This is a genomic window from Lipingzhangella halophila (genome assembly GCF_014203805.1).
Lineage (GTDB): Bacteria > Actinomycetota > Actinomycetes > Streptosporangiales > Streptosporangiaceae > Lipingzhangella > Lipingzhangella halophila.
The window spans coordinates 1,922,254-1,937,156 of the sequence record NZ_JACHJT010000001.1; the positions used below are offsets into that span (position 1 = coordinate 1,922,254).

Consider the following 14,903-nt stretch of genomic DNA (forward strand, 5'->3'; position numbering starts at 1 on the left):
GCAGTGGTCTTCGCCGGAGTGGGACGGCACGGTTGACGGATGCGAGCGGAAAGGCCCCTCGTCGTGGCAGCACCGCAGAACTACCTCGCGGTCATCAAGGTCGTCGGTATCGGCGGCGGCGGCGTTAACGCCGTAAATCGAATGATCGAAGAGGGACTCAAGGGCGTCGAGTTCATCGCTATCAACACCGACGCTCAGGCGCTGCTCATGAGCGATGCTGACGTCAAGCTGGACGTCGGTCGCGAGCTCACCCGGGGACTGGGCGCCGGAGCCAACCCCGAGGTCGGCCGCAAGGCGGCCGAGGACCACCGTGAGGAGATCGAGGAGGTCCTCAAGGGCGCCGACATGGTCTTCGTGACGGCGGGCGAGGGCGGCGGTACCGGCACCGGCGGTGCTCCCGTCGTCGCCGATATCGCTCGTTCGCTCGGCGCGCTCACCATAGGTGTGGTTACGCGGCCGTTCGGGTTCGAAGGCAAGCGGCGCGCTACCCAGGCGGAATCCGGCATCGCGATGCTGCGCGACGAGGTCGACACGCTCATCGTGATTCCGAACGACCGGCTGCTGTCCATCTCCGACCGCCAGGTCAGCGTGCTCGACGCGTTCAAGGCCGCCGACCAGGTGCTGCTGTCCGGTGTTCAGGGCATCACCGATCTCATCACGACTCCCGGCCTGATCAACCTGGACTTCGCCGACGTGAAGTCGGTGATGTCGGGTGCCGGTTCCGCGTTGATGGGGATCGGCTCCGCTCGCGGGGACGACCGTGCCGTGGCAGCGGCCGAGATGGCGATCTCCTCGCCGTTGCTGGAGGCCAGCATCGACGGCGCCCATGGTGTGCTGCTTTCCATTCAGGGCGGATCGGACCTGGGGCTGTTCGAGATCAACGAGGCGGCGCAGCTTGTCGCGAACTCCGCTGCTCCTGAGGCGAATATCATCTTCGGCGCGGTTATCGACGACGCTCTCGGCGACGAGGTGCGGGTCACGGTCATCGCCGCCGGCTTTGACGAGCCCCGGAACGAGTCCCTGACCCCGCCTAATGAGGCCCAGGCCAAGCCCGAAGCGCCCCGGCGCACGGAGCCGGCGGCCACCGAACCGCGACGTCAGGAACCGGCGGCGGCTGAGCTGACCCGGCCGGAACCGGTCCGCGAGCGCGAGCCGGAGCCGCCGAGGGAGGAGCCGCCGCGCACCGCAGCCTCGGTGCGGCCCGAGCCCGAGCCCGAGCCCGAGCCTGAGCCGGAACCGGAGCCCGAACCGGAGCCGGAGCCGGTCCAGCAGAGCCCGGAGCCCGAGCCGGTGGACGTCGCGGATGAGGAGGACGAGGAAGAGCAGTCCGCGCGGACGCGGAACATTCGTCCGGTCAGCGACACTGGATACAACGAGGTCCGCCGGACTGGCACCGAGGGCCCGTTCTCGCGGCCGAACGACGTTCCCACCCCGCGGCGCCGGGTCGTCTTCGACGACCCGGACGACCTGGACGTTCCCGACTTCCTCAAGTAGCGCCACAGGCGCCGGCCGGATTCGGTGACCTCCGTCGCGCACATTCCTACGCAGCGGCAGTACCGGCGGCGGGATCCCCCGTCGCCGGTACGCTTTTGTGCGTGCCTTCTCCATACAAGGGAGGACCGACCGCAGATATGAGTGCCGTGATCGAGGTGGGACCCGGTGTGCGCGCCGGTTTCACCGAGCGTTACGACGGCGGGGTCAGTGCCGAGCCCTTTGACGCCCTCAACCTCGGCATGGGGGTGCCTGACGATCGCGACGCGGTAACCGAGAACCGGCGGATCGCGGCGAAGCACCTCGGTTTCGACCACGACCGCGTCGTGTGGATGGACCAGGTGCACAGCGCCGACATCGCCGTCGCAGAGGAGCCCGGCGTGGTCGGGCGGGTCGACGGCGTCGTCACCACACGAACGGATCTGGTGCTGGCGGCCCTGGTCGCCGACTGCCTGCCGGTCCTCGCCGCGGATGCCGAGGCCGGGATCATCGGCGCCGCACACTCGGGACGCCTCGGCACGGCGCGCGGGGTCGCACCGGCGCTGGTCGCCGAGATGGTGCGCAACGGCGCGGACGCCGAGCGGATCTCGGTGGCGCTGGGCCCGGCTATCTGCGGCCGGTGCTATGAGGTGCCGCAGTCGATGCAGGAGGAGGCGGCCCGCCGCACCCCGGAGGCGGCGAGCCGCACCCGCCACGGCACCACAGGTGTCGACATGCGCGCGGCGGTTACCGCGCAGTTGCGCCAGGCCGGAATCGGCCACGTCGTTACCGATCAGCGTTGCACCCTGGAGAGCCCGGAGCTCTTCTCGCATCGCCGCGACTCCCGCACCGGACGCTTCGCGGGTTATATCTGGTGGTCATGAGCGTGGCAGAGGAGGGCAGCGGCACGCGGGCGCAGCGCATCGCGGCGAACCTGCGTGTGCTCGGTGAGCGCGTCCGGACCGCCAGTGAGAAGGCCGGGCGTGCCGCCGATGATGTGGCGATCGTCGCCGTGACCAAGACCTACCCGGCGTCCGATGTGCGGATTCTCGCTGAACTGGGGATAAGCGACATTGGTGAGAATCGCGACCAGGAGGCCGCGGCAAAGGCAGCGGAGTGCGGTGATCTGGACGTCAGGTGGCACTTCGTCGGACAACTGCAGACGAACAAGGCCCGTTCTGTCGCCCAGTACGCGGACGTTGTCCATTCTGTCGACCGCGTTCGGCTGGCGAGTGCCCTGGGATCCCGAGCACGGGCCGCGGAGCGCGAACTGACCTGTCTTGTCCAGGTCAACCTCGATCCCGACGCGGCGGCCGGTGTGCTGGGGCCGCGCGGCGGCGTGCACCCGGGTGACGCCGCCGCGGTCGCCGACGCCATCGCCGGCGAGAGCGGGTTGACGGTGGGCGGGGTCATGGCGGTGGCACCCCGCGGGGATGATCCCGCCAACGCGTTCGAACGCCTGTATTCGGTCGCCTCGGCCATTCGGGATCGCTACCCTCAAGCCACGGTGATATCCGCCGGGATGAGCGGCGACCTGGTCGCGGCGGTCGAGCACGGTGCGACACACCTCAGGATAGGTACGGCGTTGCTCGGCGATCGGGGATCGAACGTGGGGTAATGTCCCCACATAGACCTTGGCGCCCATCTGTCGAGTTCGCCCAGTGAGCGGACCTGGGCGGGTCCCGAGAAGTCATCGGCGGTGTAGCACCACAGGACGACGGAGGACATGAGATGGCCGGCGCGATGCGCAAAATGGCGGTCTACCTCGGCCTCGTGGAGGACGACCGCTACGACCACCGCTATGCCGACGAGTACGATGACTTCGACGATTTTGATGAGGGTGTCGACGCTCGGCGCGAGCGGGACCTCGATCCGCACGGTTATGATCCTCGTACCGAGTCCGTGTCGCAAGCCGATGGATACGCGGCGTCACCAGGTGAGCGACGCACGGTAGCCAGTACCGCCACCGCGGATCTCGCGCGGATCACCACACTTCACCCGCGTACTTACAACGAAGCGCGTACCATCGGAGAGCACTTCCGAGAAGGCATACCGGTGATCATGAACCTGACCGAGATGGTCGACAGCGACGCCAAGCGTCTGGTCGACTTTGCGGCGGGCCTGATCTTCGGCTTGCATGGCAGTATCGAGCGCGTGACCAACAAGGTGTTCCTGCTGTCCCCGGCTAATGTTGAGGTGACCGCCGAAGACAAAGCACGGATCGCTGAGCGAGGGTTCTTCAACCAGAGCTAGACCGTCATCGATGTCCACAGATTGGGTCCAGGCACGACCGTGAGTATCGTCCAGTCCGTACTCGCCTTTGCACTGAGCATCTACCAGTTCGTGCTCATAGGGCGGCTTGTCTTCGAGCTTGTCCAGGCGTTCGCGCGTTCGTGGCGGCCCACGGGGATCGTGTTGGTGCTGGCGGAGGTCATCTACACGGTCACCGACCCGCCGTTGAAGTTCGTGCGCCGGTTCGTCAAGCCCATCCGGCTGGGGAGCGTGGCGCTCGACCTGAGCTTCATTATCCTCTTTTTCGCTGTGGTGATCCTCCTGCAACTCGTGTGGGCGATTCCGGTTGGTTAGGTAGATCACGGAAGTCGGGAAGAGTGACTCTGGTTCCGATATGTGGTCTTGGTCATGATCCGGGTTGCCGTGAGGTCACGATCAGGTAGCGTCCCTACGGACGAGAGCAAAGCGCGCCAAGGAGACGAACATGCCGCTGACACCCGCGGATGTGCGGAACAAGCAGTTCAGTACGACCCGGCTGCGGCCGGGATACGACGAAGAAGAGGTTGACGCGTTCTTGGACGAGGTCGAGTCCGAGCTCGACCGCCTCATTCAGGAGAACGAGGAGCTGCGCGGCAAGCTCGCCGAGTGCCTCCGGGGCAAGGTGCCCAACGCTGGCATGCAGGACTTCCAGCAGCAGCAGCAACAGCAGCAGCCGCCGCCGCAGGAACAGCAGCAGCCCCAGCAGCCCCAGCAGCCCCAGGCGCAGGCGCCCGCGCAGCAACAGCAGCTCGCGCCGGAACCGCCGCCGCAGCAGCCCGAACCCGCCCGCCAGGAGCCGGCTCCTGCTCCGTCCGCCCAGTCGATGGAGCAGCAGCTCCCGGCGATGGCCGCCAACATGGGGCTGCAGGGCGGCGAGGAGAACATGGACACCGCCGCGCGGGTCCTGGCCCTCGCACAGCAGACCGCCGACCAGGCCATCTCGGACGCCCGGCGCGAAGCTGACGAGACCCTCGGCCGTGCCCGGAACGAAGCCGACGACATCCTCGGCAAGGCGCGCCGGCAGGCCGACCAGATTGTCAACGAGGCTCGTGCCCGTTCCGAGAACCTCGACCGCGATGCCCAGGAGCGCCACCGCCAGGTGATGGGCTCCCTGGTCCAGCAGCGCGAGGAACTCGAACACAAGGTGAACGAGCTCAAGGACTTCGAGCGCGAGTACCGCAGCCGCCTCAAGGACTACTTCGAGCGCCAGTTGCGCGAGCTCGCCGAGGGGGCGAACGAGCCCAGCGGCGGCCCGAACCCGAACACCACCGGCGGATTCCAGACGATGGCTCCCACCGGCGGATCCCCCGGAATGCAGCAGCAGCAGCCCGCAGCGGGTCCGGCGACCAACGCTCCGTCAGGCAACCCGTTCGCGCAGGCGGAACCGGCCCCGCACGGCGGGGGCTACCACCCGGGTGAGGCCCCGCACGAGCGTCGCTGACTTGAGCAGCGTGGGCGCCGCACAATACAACATTCCATGAGTGAAGGCTCTTAAGATCCCGTGTTCCTTGTCAGCCTTGTCATCGTCGTGGCGGCCCTGATCGTCATCGCGGTGGCCGTGGTTATCGCAGAGACGACCCTGGTCTACATCGCACTTGGGCTCGCGGGCGTCAGCGCGGTACTGCTCACGGTCGAGATGATCCGACACCGCGAAGAGCTGGGCTTCTCCGCGCTGTTGACGCGACAAGGGGCCTCCGCGGAGGCCCGGGACCCGAGGACGGACGGTTTGGGGAAGGCGTCCGTCCCCGCCGCCGCTATGGCGGCGCAGCAGGAAACCCACTCTGGGAACAGCGTGCGCGTCCCCGCATCGGCCGAACCGCCGGTGCGGGGCGCGGTGTATAGCGCGTGGAACTCCGAACCACCCGGACGGGACGCCGCGATACAGAGCGGTGCCGCGGCCACCGAAACCGAACACGGCGACAGGGCCGACCGCGACTCCGGCCCGGCCCCATCCCGGCCCGCCTACGAGGCCGCCCCGGCTGTCCCGGAGCCCCGCGCCCGCGAGGGCGGCACTGCCGAGGAGTACGCCGGGGAAGCCGAGGACCCCGCCGCGACCGCCGCCGTACCCGGACTGGACGCCGCGGCCGATTCCGGCTCCGCCGATAGCGAGGACGAGCGCACCATCCCGGCCGGGGAACCCGCCGACGGCGGTGCGGACACTGAGGACAACCAGGGCGAGGCCGCGGCGGCCGCACTACCCGAGAGCGTAGGGGCGGCCGCAACCGAAGGGCCGTCCTGGGGGAAAGCCGGCGAGGACGAGCCCGCCGAGTCCACGGAAGCGCTGGGCGAGGCGAGCGTCGAGGACGCCGCCGGAGAACCGGCGCCCGACGGCGTGCCAGGCGACCACGCACTGGCGGAAGACGTGTCGGCGGAAGACGCGCCGGCTGAGGACGCCCCTGCCGCGGTCGCCTCCTTCAGTTCGTTCGTCGAGCGGTTGCAGCAGGGCGCCGCCCCTGCGGAGGAGCGGGAACCCGCCGAGGAACCGGTAGGCGACGCGGCCGGAGCCGGGAGTGGAAGCGACGGCAGCGAGGATGCGGTCACCGGCACCGCGGGTTCCGCTGGAAGCGCCGAACCCGCCGAAGACGGAGCACTCGACGACGAGACAGCGGAGGTCGCCGAGGGCGCGGGAGCGGCCGACGACACGCCCGGGTCTGTGGCGGAACCGGGGCACCCGGAGTTCGAGACCGGCCTGGAGGCGGACGACCCGTATCCGGCCCCTGGGCCCGGAGGGGGACTGACCACGCCCGACAGCGAGAGCGCCGAGCCCGACCTGGCCGCGGAGGATGCCGGCTCCGGAGAGGCCATGGAGGTCCAGGCTGTCCCGTCCAGCGGAGACACCCCGGCCGTGGACATCGCCGGGGAGGACGCCGCGCCGGAGAACGGCGGTCCGGAACCCGGCGGCACCGGGTTCGGCGGCTCTGGTGGCAGTGCAGCGGAGCCCGAAGAGTCCGAGCTCGGGGAACCCGCCGCGGACACCGATGCGACCGCCACGGCTGACCCGGAGGACACGCCCGCCGCGGACCCGGACGCCGAAGCCCTGGACCCCGGCGACACCAGCGACGCTGACCTCGACGCCGAGGAGACCGCCGGAACCGGCGCTGCCGAATCCGAGGAGACCGGCACGGGCGGCTCCGGAGCCACCACACCTCACGGGGCCGAGCGGGACTGAGCGCGCTCCGGGCCCACGCGCGGCCGTCGAGCCGTTCCGGTGCGTGCCGGGACCCGGGGAGGACACCGGCGGGCATCCTGGCGCGCCCGGCGGGACTGCCGTGGTGCGGCCCATCCGCCCACCACCGCCACAATCCCGGACCAGGTGCGCACCGCGGTGGCTACCCTGTAGCGGCGGGACCGGTCAGTCACGGGTGCGCGCGCATACCGAGCACCGGCGGTGGCCGGAGGGGCCGGACCGGGTCCCCTTGTGGGGTTCGGGGAACACCCGAACGTCGCTGAGCTCCACGGACTCGGCCATGAGCAGGTCCAGCGAGGCGATGAACAGCTCGGCGATCTCGTCGTGCCCGGCGTCGCGCGACGGCACGTCGATCCGGAACCCGTTGGTGCTCAGGTTTCCGCCATTGCTGAACGCCACATAGGCGTTGAACGAGGCGCGGTACTCGGTCACAGCTTCTCCGAACGGTGGAGTGCGCGAACGCGCTGGTCGAACGAAAGGCTCACGGCGGGAGCGGGGCGAGAGGCCCCGTCGGCCCTGCGCGGGGAATCCGCCCACATCAGCACGGCGGTCAGCAGGATCGCGCCCGAGGTCAGGGCGAAGGCGCCGGCAACCCCCAAACCCGCCGCGAGCAGTCCGACCAGGATCGACCCCGCGCCGGTGCCCGCGTCGTAGCCCACGTTCCACACGGTGCTCGCCGCGCCGGTCCCGCGCGGGCCGGCCCGCTGGAACATGACCACGAAGGTGTCGTTCTGCACCACGCCGAAACTGACCCCGTACAGGCCCGCCGCGCCGATCGCCAGGCCAGCGGGGCCAACGCCGGCCGCGGCGCCCGCGAGACCGGCCAACCCCAACGCGCCGCTGGCCATCCCGGGCAGCATGAGCCGTCCGTAGCCGACGCGGTCGGCGTACATGCCGGCTCCCGAACGGCCGAGCATGATGCCCAGCGCCAGGACGAGGAGCGCGGCCGGTGCGACGCCGGGCAGGGCGAGCGCGAGGAAGGCCGTCACGCCGCCCATAGCGACCGCGGTCCAGAGGAGTACCACCCAGGGGCCGGCCAAGGGCCGGAGCACCCAGGCGGGGCGTGCGGAGGCGGCCGCGCCGGAGTCGTCGGTGTGCGTGCTCGGGGTGCCGGACCGCGGGTGGGACATCATCGCCACGAGCGGGACGACGAGGGAGCCCAGCACCGCGGTGCCGACGAACACGGCGCCGAAACCGGCGTGCTGGACGTACCACACGCTCAGCGGTAGCACGAGCACGTACGGGATCCCCACGGCGATGCCGTAGAGCCCGGACGCGCGTCCCCGCTGGCCCATGGGAACCAGTTCGACGGTGAGGGAACTCGCGGCGACCACCACCATGCCGAACCCGACACCGCGCACGGCCGAGACAACGAGGATCCAGGAGAGGTCGGAGGAGGCGAGGTAGCCCAGGGCCGGCGCCCCGAGCAGCAGTGCCCCGGACGCCAGCACCGTGCGCAGCCCGAACCTCGCGAGGATCCAGGGCATCAGGAACTGGACCGCGACGGTTGCGGCCATCATCGTCCCGGCGATCGTGCCGACCCCGCCGTGCCCGGTCTCCGCGCTGGCCGCCCACATGGGAAGCACCGTCAGTAGCGGAGCGAAGTTACTGAACACGAGCAGGGTCGCGGTGAGGAGCAGGAGGAAGTTCCGCCCGCCCAGGGAGCCGTGCTGCGACGGGGGCGCGGCAGCCGCGCCGCGCCCGGTCGTTCGGGAGGTACCGGAAGTGGACATGGCCCCATCCTGGGACTACCTATCAATCGTGTCCAACGAATGATTTCGATCCGACTTATCGACATTTAGAATCGATCCATGGAACTTCGGCACCTGACGACCTTCCTCGCGGTCGCCCACCACCTGAGCTTCACCCGCGCCGCCCAGGAACTGGGCTACGTGCAGTCCAGCGTCACCGTCCAGGTCAAGTCGCTGGAAAACGACCTGGACGTCGCCTTGTTCGAGCGGCTGGGGCGGCGCGTGACCCTCACACCGGCGGGTGAGGAGCTGCGCACGCACGCCCGGGAGCTCCTGGAACGCGCGGAGCAGGCGCGCGAGGCGGTGCAGCTGGCGCACGGCCAGCCCCACCAGGTGAACGGGACGCTGCGCGTCGCCGCGCCGGGCAGCCTGTGCGCCTACCGCCTGCCGGGTGTGCTGCGCCGGCTCAAGGAGCGGTTCCCCCGCCTGAGTCTGGTGTTCGGCCCGGCCGAACGCGCTACTGTCCTCGACACCCTCACCGACGGCAGCCTCGATGTCGGTTTCCTCCTGGAGGAGGACATCGTGGCCCCCAGGCTCGCGGTAGAGCGCCTGGCCGACGAGCCGCTGCGCCTCGTGGCGCACCCGAGCCACCCGCTCGCCGCAGCGGAGGCGGTCACCACCGCCGACCTCGGCGACCAGACCATGCTGGTCTCGGAGCCTGACTGTGCGCAGCGCGAGGTGATCGAGCGCGAGTTCCAGCGTGCCGGGATCCGCCCGGTGCTCATGGAGTTCCTCAGTATTGAGGCGCAGAAGCGCTGCGCGGCCGAGGGCCTGGGCGTGGCCATGGTCCCGATCCGGAGCGCGGCCGACGAGCTCCACCGTGGCGAGCTCGTCACGCTTTCCTGGGAGGTCACACCGACCCTCGGGGTCTACATCGCGCACCACCGCGACCGCCGTATCCCGGCGCTGGACGCGCTGGCCCCGATCACCCGCGATCTGTGGCGGGAGACCCCCATGGCCAGTCCCGGGTAGGTCGCGGCCCCTGCCGCCGACCTTGAGATTTCCGTGCCTTCCAAATGCTGGGAAGGACCGGTTTGCTCAAGATCGGCGCACGACCGCGTATCTAGATCTTGCGCAGGTGGAACGTCACCCCGAGGTCCTCAGAGCTGACCGTGTGGGCATCGCCGTCGGGTGTGCCCTCGGTGACGGAGCGCGCCAGGACCTCGTTCGCGATGTTCCCGGTGTGTTCGGCGATGGCCTGAGCGATGGCCGTGTCCGTCGCCGACCACCACAGGTGGATGCGGTCGGCGATGTCCAGGCCGCTGGACTTTCGGGCGTCCTGCACCAGCCGGATGACCTCGCGGGCCAAGCCGGCGCGCCGCAGCTCCGGGGTGAGGTGCAGATCCAGCGCGACCGTCTCCCCGGAGTCGGACGCGACCGTCCAGCCCTCGCGTGGCTGCTCGGTGACCAGCATCTCCTCGGTGCTGATCTCCACCGGCTCGCCCTCGACCTCGACATGCGCCCACCCGCTCGACCGAACCTGGTCGACCAGGCTCTTGGCGTCGCTGGCCTGGATGGCCTCGGCGACCAGCGGAGTGCGCTTGGCGAAGCGCCGGCCGAGCGCGCGGAAGTTCGGCTTGACGCTGTAGTCGACCAGCTCGCCCCCGACCGAGGACAGCGGGTCGAGCCGTACCACGTTGAGCTCGTCGGTGATCTGACCGCGGAGCTGCTCGGGCAGCGAGTCGAACTTCGCCGCGCCCACGAGGACACGTGAGAGGGGCTGCCGGGTGCGCATCCCGGAGTCGGCCCGCGCCGAGCGCCCCAGCTCCACCAGCCGCCGGGTGAGCGCCATCTGCTCCGACAGCTCCGTGTCGACCAGCTCCCGGCGCGCCTTCGGCCACGGAGCCAGGTGCACCGACTCCGGTGCGTCCGGCCGCCGCAGCGCACCCCACACGTGCTCGGTGATGAAGGGCACCATGGGCGCCATCAGCAGCGTGAGGGCCTCCAACGCCTCGAACAGCGTGGCGAAGGCCGACGCGCCCTCCGGAGTGTGCGCCCCCGCCCAGAACCGGCGCCGGGACCGCCGCACGTACCAGTTGGACAGGTCGTCGATGAACGTGGTGAGCAGCCTGCCGGCGGTGGCGGTGTCGAACCGTTCCATAGCGTCGTCGACGCCGTCCGCCACGCGGTTGACCTCGGAGAGCAGCCAGCGGTCGAGCAGGGGGCGGTCGGCCGGGGCGGGCGCGTCGGCCAGGTGCCCGTGGTGCCAGGTCTCGCCCGTGTTGGCGTAGAGCGTGAAGAAGGAGACCGTGTTGTAGTAGGTCAGTAGGACCTTGCGGACGATCTCCTCCAGGGCCGTGTGGCCGACCCGGCGCGGCATCCACGGTGACCCGGTGGACAGCATGAACCAGCGCAGCGCGTCCGCGCCGTGGCGCTCCATGACCGCCATGGGCTCCAGGATGTTGCCCAGGTGCTTGCTCATCTTGCGCCCGTCCTCGGCGAGGATGTGGCCCAGGCAGAGCACGTTCTCATAGGACGAGTGCCCGAAAACCAGCGTGCTCACGGCCATCATCGAGTAGAACCAGCCGCGGGTCTGGTCGATGGCCTCGCAGATGTACTGGCCGGGGAAGTTGGCCCGGAAGGTCTCCTCGTTGCGGTGCGGGGCTCCCCACTGGGCGAACGGCATCGCCCCGGAGTCGAACCAGACGTCGATCACCTCGGGGACGCGCCGGGCGGTGCCGTCGCACTCAGGGCAGGCAACGGTGACGTCGTCGACGTAGGGGCGGTGCGGGTCGAGCGCGCTGAGATCCTGCCCGGCCAGCTCACCCAGCTCGGTGAGCGACCCGACGACGGTCGAGTGGCCCTCGCCGCACGTCCACACCGGAAGCGGGGTACCCCAGTAGCGGCTGCGCGACAGCGCCCAGTCGATGTTGTTGCGCAGCCACTCGCCGTACCGGCCCTCTTTGACGTTCTCCGGGTACCAGTTGGTCCGGGAGTTCTGCTCCAGGAGCTGGTCCTTGATGGCGGTCGTGCGGATGTACCAGGACGGTAGCGCGTAGTACAGCAGCGGCGTGTGGCAGCGCCAGCAGTGCGGGTAGCTGTGCTCGTACTCCGTCTTGCGGTACATCAGCCCGCGCGCGACGAGGTCGGTGACCAGGTCCTTGTCGGCGGTCTTGAAGAACTGGCCGCCCACGAGGCCCAACTGCGGATCGAACGTGCCGTCCGCGGTGACCGGGTTGACCACCGGCAGGCCGTAGGCGCGGCACGTCGCCATGTCGTCGGCGCCGAACGCGGGCGCCTGGTGGACCAGACCGGTGCCGTCGCCGACCGTCACGTAGTCGGCGAGCACGACGAAGTGCGCCGGCTGGTCGAACTCCACCAGGGCGAACGGGCGCTGGTAGGTCCAGCGCTCCATCTCGGCGCCCTCGAAGCGCTCGCCGGTGAGCTCCCAGCCCTCGCCCAGGACGGTCTCGAACAGGTCCTCCGCCACCACCAGGCGTTCGGTGCCGTCGGTGGCCACGACGTAGCTGACGTCGGGGTGCACGGCCACGGCGGTGTTGGAGACCAGGGTCCACGGCGTCGTGGTCCACACGAGGAGCGCAGCGGAGCTACCCGGCTCGGCCAGCGGGCCGGAGGTCACCGGGAAGCGGACATAGACCGAGGGGTCGGTGACGGTCTCGTAGCCCAGCGCGAGCTCGTGGTCGGAGAGGGTGGTCCCGCAGCGGGGGCAGTAGGGGCTGATCCGGTAGTCGCGGACCAGCAGCCCTTTCTTCCAGATCTCCTTCAGCGCCCACCACACCGACTCCACGTACTCGGGGTCCATGGTGCGGTACGCCTCGTCCATGTTCACCCAGTAGCCCATGCGCTCCGTCATGGCGGTGAACGCGCCGACGTTGCGCAGCACCGACTCGCGGCAATGGGCGTTGAACTCGGCGACACCGAAAGCCTCGATGTCCTTGCGCCCGCTGAGACCGAGCTCCTTCTCGACCGCGACCTCGACCGGCAGGCCGTGGCAGTCCCACCCGGCCTTGCGGTTGACGTGGTACCCCTTCATCGTCTTGAAGCGGGGGAAGACGTCCTTGAACACGCGCGCCTCGACGTGGTGCACGCCGGGCTGGCCGTTGGCGGTCGGGGGTCCCTCGAAGAAGACCCAGTTGGGGCCGCCCTGGGTCTGTTCCAGGGAGCGTTCGAAGATCTTCTGTTCCGACCAGCGCGCCAGGACCTCATGCTCGATCCCGGGCAGGTCGACCTGGACCGGTAGTGCGGGGAACGGCCGGGTGTCGGGGTTCTGCTCGTCGGGCATAGGGCGCACCTTCTCATCAGGGGTCATTCACCTGATGGAGGGACGAGGATCGATCACCCCGCGGTACCACCCTCCTTGGGAACGCCGACGCGTGCCCCACTTCGTTTCGCTTGCTGCCGGTTCTACTGAGCTGGCGGCGGACCCGCCTCGGCCGTTCTTCCGGCGGCTCCGGGGTGATATTCCCGACGGTCATACCCCCGGGCTTCCACCGTCCCCGGGTCGCTCTCGGCTGTGTCCGACGGTACTCGTCCCCATCCACGCCTTGCTTGGACACGAGAATAGCGCACCAACCGCGCGGTACAGAGCCGTTTTTCGGCCGGGACGGTGGCCCGTGCATACTTGCGCTGGAAACGCGGGTCGAACGGGACACGAGAGGAACGGGTGATGAGCGACGCGGAGCAGCCGGGGGCCGTCGTGGTGACGCTTCCCGAGCGGGACGACGCCGAGGAGCTGGCCGAGCAGTTGGAGACGCAGGGCTACGAGCCCTGCCTGGTGCACCGCGACATGCTCGCGGGCGAGGACGACGCCGAGGACGCGGACTGGGTGATCGAGGTGCACACCGGCCCGCACGGCGGCCCCGCCACGTTCGACGAGCCCCACCTGCAGATGCTCGCCGAGAACTACGGCGGGTTCGCCACGGCCCGGTAGGCCGCTGGCCGGCCGCACTCGACGCCCCGGCCCGGCGCGGCCGGGCCGGGGCGTTTCGTGCTTCGAGCCGCGTACTGCGGGAAACCCAGAGGAATCCGACGGCCGGAAGGCGGGAACACATGTTGGTAAACATTCGGGAGTGTGACCGTTGCGCCGTGGTTGATTGATCTGTCTCTGATGGGCGCTTATGCTTCCCGGCACCGCGCGAGTAGCGCGCTGAGACGTTGTTATCGCATGTCAGCGCGGACTTCGGGTGAGCCGGGGCGACCGCTGGCGACGACGGCAACGAGGGTCGGGAGGCCCACGGGGAGGAATGCGAGGGGGATATGAGTGTGACCGAGGCGGCCGGATTCCCAGTTCGCTCGGGGGAGGACAAGTGGACCGAGGACGAGCTGGACGAGGTTCGTCGCGAGCTGGAGTCCGACATCGCCCTGCTGCGTGACGAGATCGCCAAAGCGGAGTCCGAGCTGGCCGAGCGGCTTGCGGACGCGGTTGACGGGGCGGGCGACGACCCCACCGACACCGGCGCGAAGGCCTACCAGCGCGAGCACGATCTTGCGCTGTCATACAATACTCGTGACCTGCTCGCACAGAGCGAGCGGGCGATCGAGCGCATGGAAGCGGGAACGTACGGCATCTGCGAGTCGTGTGGCAACGCGATCGGCAAGGCGCGGTTGCAGGCGTTCCCGCGTGCCACGTTGTGCGTGAAGTGCAAGCAGCGTGAGGAGCGTCGCTGACTGACGTAGAGCCCTCCGGGGACCAGCAACAGAACGCGAGCGAGGCCGCACAGCGCCGGCCGAGACGCTACGTCCTTCTGGGGGGCGTCGCGGCGGTTGTGCTCGCGGTGGACTTCATCACCAAACAGGTCGCGCTGAGCCGGCTGAACCCGGGGGAGAGCGTCGAGGTCGTGGGGGAGCTGCTGCGGTTCACCCTGGTCTTCAACACGGGTGCCGCATTCTCCATCGGCTCCGATATCCCGTGGGTGTTCTTCCTGATCGCCACCGGCGTGGTCGGCTACATCATCGTCATGGCGCGCAGGCTGCGCAGCGTCGGCTGGGGACTCGCTCTCGGTATGATCCTCGGTGGGGCCTGCGGCAACCTCATCGACCGGGCGGTCCGCGACCCCGCCCCGCTGCACGGCGCGGTCGTCGACTGGATCCACCTCCCGTACTGGCCCGTGTTCAACGTGGCCGACTCCAGCATCGTTGTCGGCGGGGTCCTCGCCGTGGTCCTGGCATTCAAGGGCATCAACCTCGACGGCACCGTGGAGTCCGACGACTCCGGCGAGCACGGCCCCGAGGACACCAGCGATCAGCAGGAGCGCTCATGACCA

The 14,903-nt window shown here is 69.5% G+C and carries 14 protein-coding genes; 11 read left to right on the top strand and 3 right to left on the bottom strand.

Features of this window, described 5'->3' with window-relative positions; all coding sequences use genetic code 11:
• The first annotated feature begins 63 nt into the window (after positions 1-63).
• The 7 genes from ftsZ (at position 64) to F4561_RS08710 (ending at position 6,910) form a co-directional block, all read left to right on the top strand.
• Positions 64-1,494 carry a cell division protein FtsZ gene (gene ftsZ / locus F4561_RS08680; protein ID WP_184583387.1) on the top strand — a complete coding sequence of 477 codons (1,431 nt, stop codon included), beginning with the start codon at positions 64-66 and terminating at the stop codon, positions 1,492-1,494.
• A gap of 137 nt (positions 1,495-1,631) precedes the next feature.
• Complete coding sequence (pgeF, locus tag F4561_RS08685; protein WP_184576484.1) at positions 1,632-2,354, top strand: peptidoglycan editing factor PgeF; 723 nt, start codon at positions 1,632-1,634, stop codon at positions 2,352-2,354.
• Positions 2,351-3,088, top strand: coding sequence for a YggS family pyridoxal phosphate-dependent enzyme (locus F4561_RS08690; RefSeq protein ID WP_184576486.1), 738 nt, complete (start codon positions 2,351-2,353; stop codon positions 3,086-3,088). The genes pgeF and F4561_RS08690 overlap by 4 nt, the downstream gene beginning before the upstream one ends.
• A 113-nt stretch (positions 3,089-3,201) precedes the next feature.
• Positions 3,202-3,723, top strand: a complete 522-nt coding sequence (locus F4561_RS08695) for a cell division protein SepF (RefSeq protein ID WP_184576488.1) — start codon at positions 3,202-3,204, stop codon at positions 3,721-3,723.
• A gap of 39 nt (positions 3,724-3,762) precedes the next feature.
• Positions 3,763-4,056, top strand: coding sequence for a YggT family protein (locus tag F4561_RS08700; RefSeq protein WP_184576490.1), 294 nt, complete (start codon positions 3,763-3,765; stop codon positions 4,054-4,056).
• A gap of 130 nt (positions 4,057-4,186) precedes the next feature.
• Positions 4,187-5,182 carry a DivIVA domain-containing protein gene (locus F4561_RS08705; protein WP_184576492.1) on the top strand — a complete coding sequence of 332 codons (996 nt, stop codon included), beginning with the start codon at positions 4,187-4,189 and terminating at the stop codon, positions 5,180-5,182.
• A 60-nt stretch (positions 5,183-5,242) separates the two neighbouring features.
• The gene (locus F4561_RS08710) at positions 5,243-6,910 is read left to right on the top strand and encodes a hypothetical protein (RefSeq protein ID WP_184576494.1); all 1,668 of its coding nucleotides are present in this window, start codon (positions 5,243-5,245) and stop codon (positions 6,908-6,910) included.
• Between the two features lie 183 nt (positions 6,911-7,093).
• On the opposite strand, the gene F4561_RS08715 is transcribed toward F4561_RS08710, so the two are convergent.
• Positions 7,094-7,360, bottom strand: a complete 267-nt coding sequence (locus F4561_RS08715; RefSeq protein WP_184576496.1) for a hypothetical protein — start codon at positions 7,358-7,360, stop codon at positions 7,094-7,096.
• Positions 7,357-8,661: an MFS transporter gene (locus tag F4561_RS08720; protein ID WP_184576498.1), complete on the bottom strand. Its 1,305-nt coding sequence runs from the start codon at positions 8,659-8,661 to the stop codon at positions 7,357-7,359. The genes F4561_RS08715 and F4561_RS08720 overlap by 4 nt, the downstream gene beginning before the upstream one ends.
• 78 nt (positions 8,662-8,739) lie before the next feature.
• Between F4561_RS08720 and F4561_RS08725 the strand changes: the two genes are divergently transcribed.
• Complete coding sequence (locus tag F4561_RS08725; RefSeq protein ID WP_184576500.1) at positions 8,740-9,651, top strand: LysR family transcriptional regulator; 912 nt, start codon at positions 8,740-8,742, stop codon at positions 9,649-9,651.
• A 91-nt stretch (positions 9,652-9,742) separates the two neighbouring features.
• Here F4561_RS08725 and ileS read toward each other — a convergent pair whose 3' ends face one another.
• On the bottom strand, positions 9,743-12,922 hold the full coding sequence (gene ileS / locus F4561_RS08730) for an isoleucine--tRNA ligase (protein ID WP_184576502.1): 3,180 nt from the start codon (positions 12,920-12,922) through the stop codon (positions 9,743-9,745).
• Between the two features lie 384 nt (positions 12,923-13,306).
• On the opposite strand from ileS, the gene F4561_RS08735 reads away from it, so the two are divergent.
• From F4561_RS08735 to lspA, 3 genes are all read left to right on the top strand, one after another.
• Entirely contained in the window at positions 13,307-13,570 is a 264-nt protein-coding gene (locus F4561_RS08735) for a hypothetical protein (RefSeq protein WP_184576504.1), read from the top strand.
• 326 nt (positions 13,571-13,896) lie between these two features.
• The gene (locus F4561_RS08740; RefSeq protein WP_184576506.1) at positions 13,897-14,307 is read left to right on the top strand and encodes a TraR/DksA family transcriptional regulator; all 411 of its coding nucleotides are present in this window, start codon (positions 13,897-13,899) and stop codon (positions 14,305-14,307) included.
• Positions 14,308-14,384: 77 nt separating this feature from the next.
• Entirely contained in the window at positions 14,385-14,900 is a 516-nt protein-coding gene (gene lspA / locus F4561_RS08745; protein WP_246437496.1) for a signal peptidase II, read from the top strand.
• Positions 14,901-14,903: the final 3 nt, after the last annotated feature.

Excerpts from the sequence above, each read along its gene's own strand:
- pgeF (WP_184576484.1), top strand. The coding sequence starts at position 1,632 with ATGAGTGCCGTGATCGAGGTGGGACCCGGTGTGCGCGCCGGTTTCACC.
- F4561_RS08705 (WP_184576492.1), top strand. The coding sequence starts at position 4,187 with ATGCCGCTGACACCCGCGGATGTGCGGAACAAGCAGTTCAGTACGACC.
- ileS (WP_184576502.1), bottom strand. The coding sequence starts at position 12,922 with ATGCCCGACGAGCAGAACCCCGACACCCGGCCGTTCCCCGCACTACCG.
- F4561_RS08735 (WP_184576504.1), top strand. The coding sequence starts at position 13,307 with ATGAGCGACGCGGAGCAGCCGGGGGCCGTCGTGGTGACGCTTCCCGAG.
- F4561_RS08690 (WP_184576486.1), top strand. The coding sequence starts at position 2,351 with ATGAGCGTGGCAGAGGAGGGCAGCGGCACGCGGGCGCAGCGCATCGCG.
- F4561_RS08720 (WP_184576498.1), bottom strand. The coding sequence starts at position 8,661 with ATGTCCACTTCCGGTACCTCCCGAACGACCGGGCGCGGCGCGGCTGCC.
- F4561_RS08695 (WP_184576488.1), top strand. The coding sequence starts at position 3,202 with ATGGCCGGCGCGATGCGCAAAATGGCGGTCTACCTCGGCCTCGTGGAG.
- F4561_RS08725 (WP_184576500.1), top strand. The coding sequence starts at position 8,740 with ATGGAACTTCGGCACCTGACGACCTTCCTCGCGGTCGCCCACCACCTG.
- F4561_RS08740 (WP_184576506.1), top strand. The coding sequence starts at position 13,897 with ATGAGTGTGACCGAGGCGGCCGGATTCCCAGTTCGCTCGGGGGAGGAC.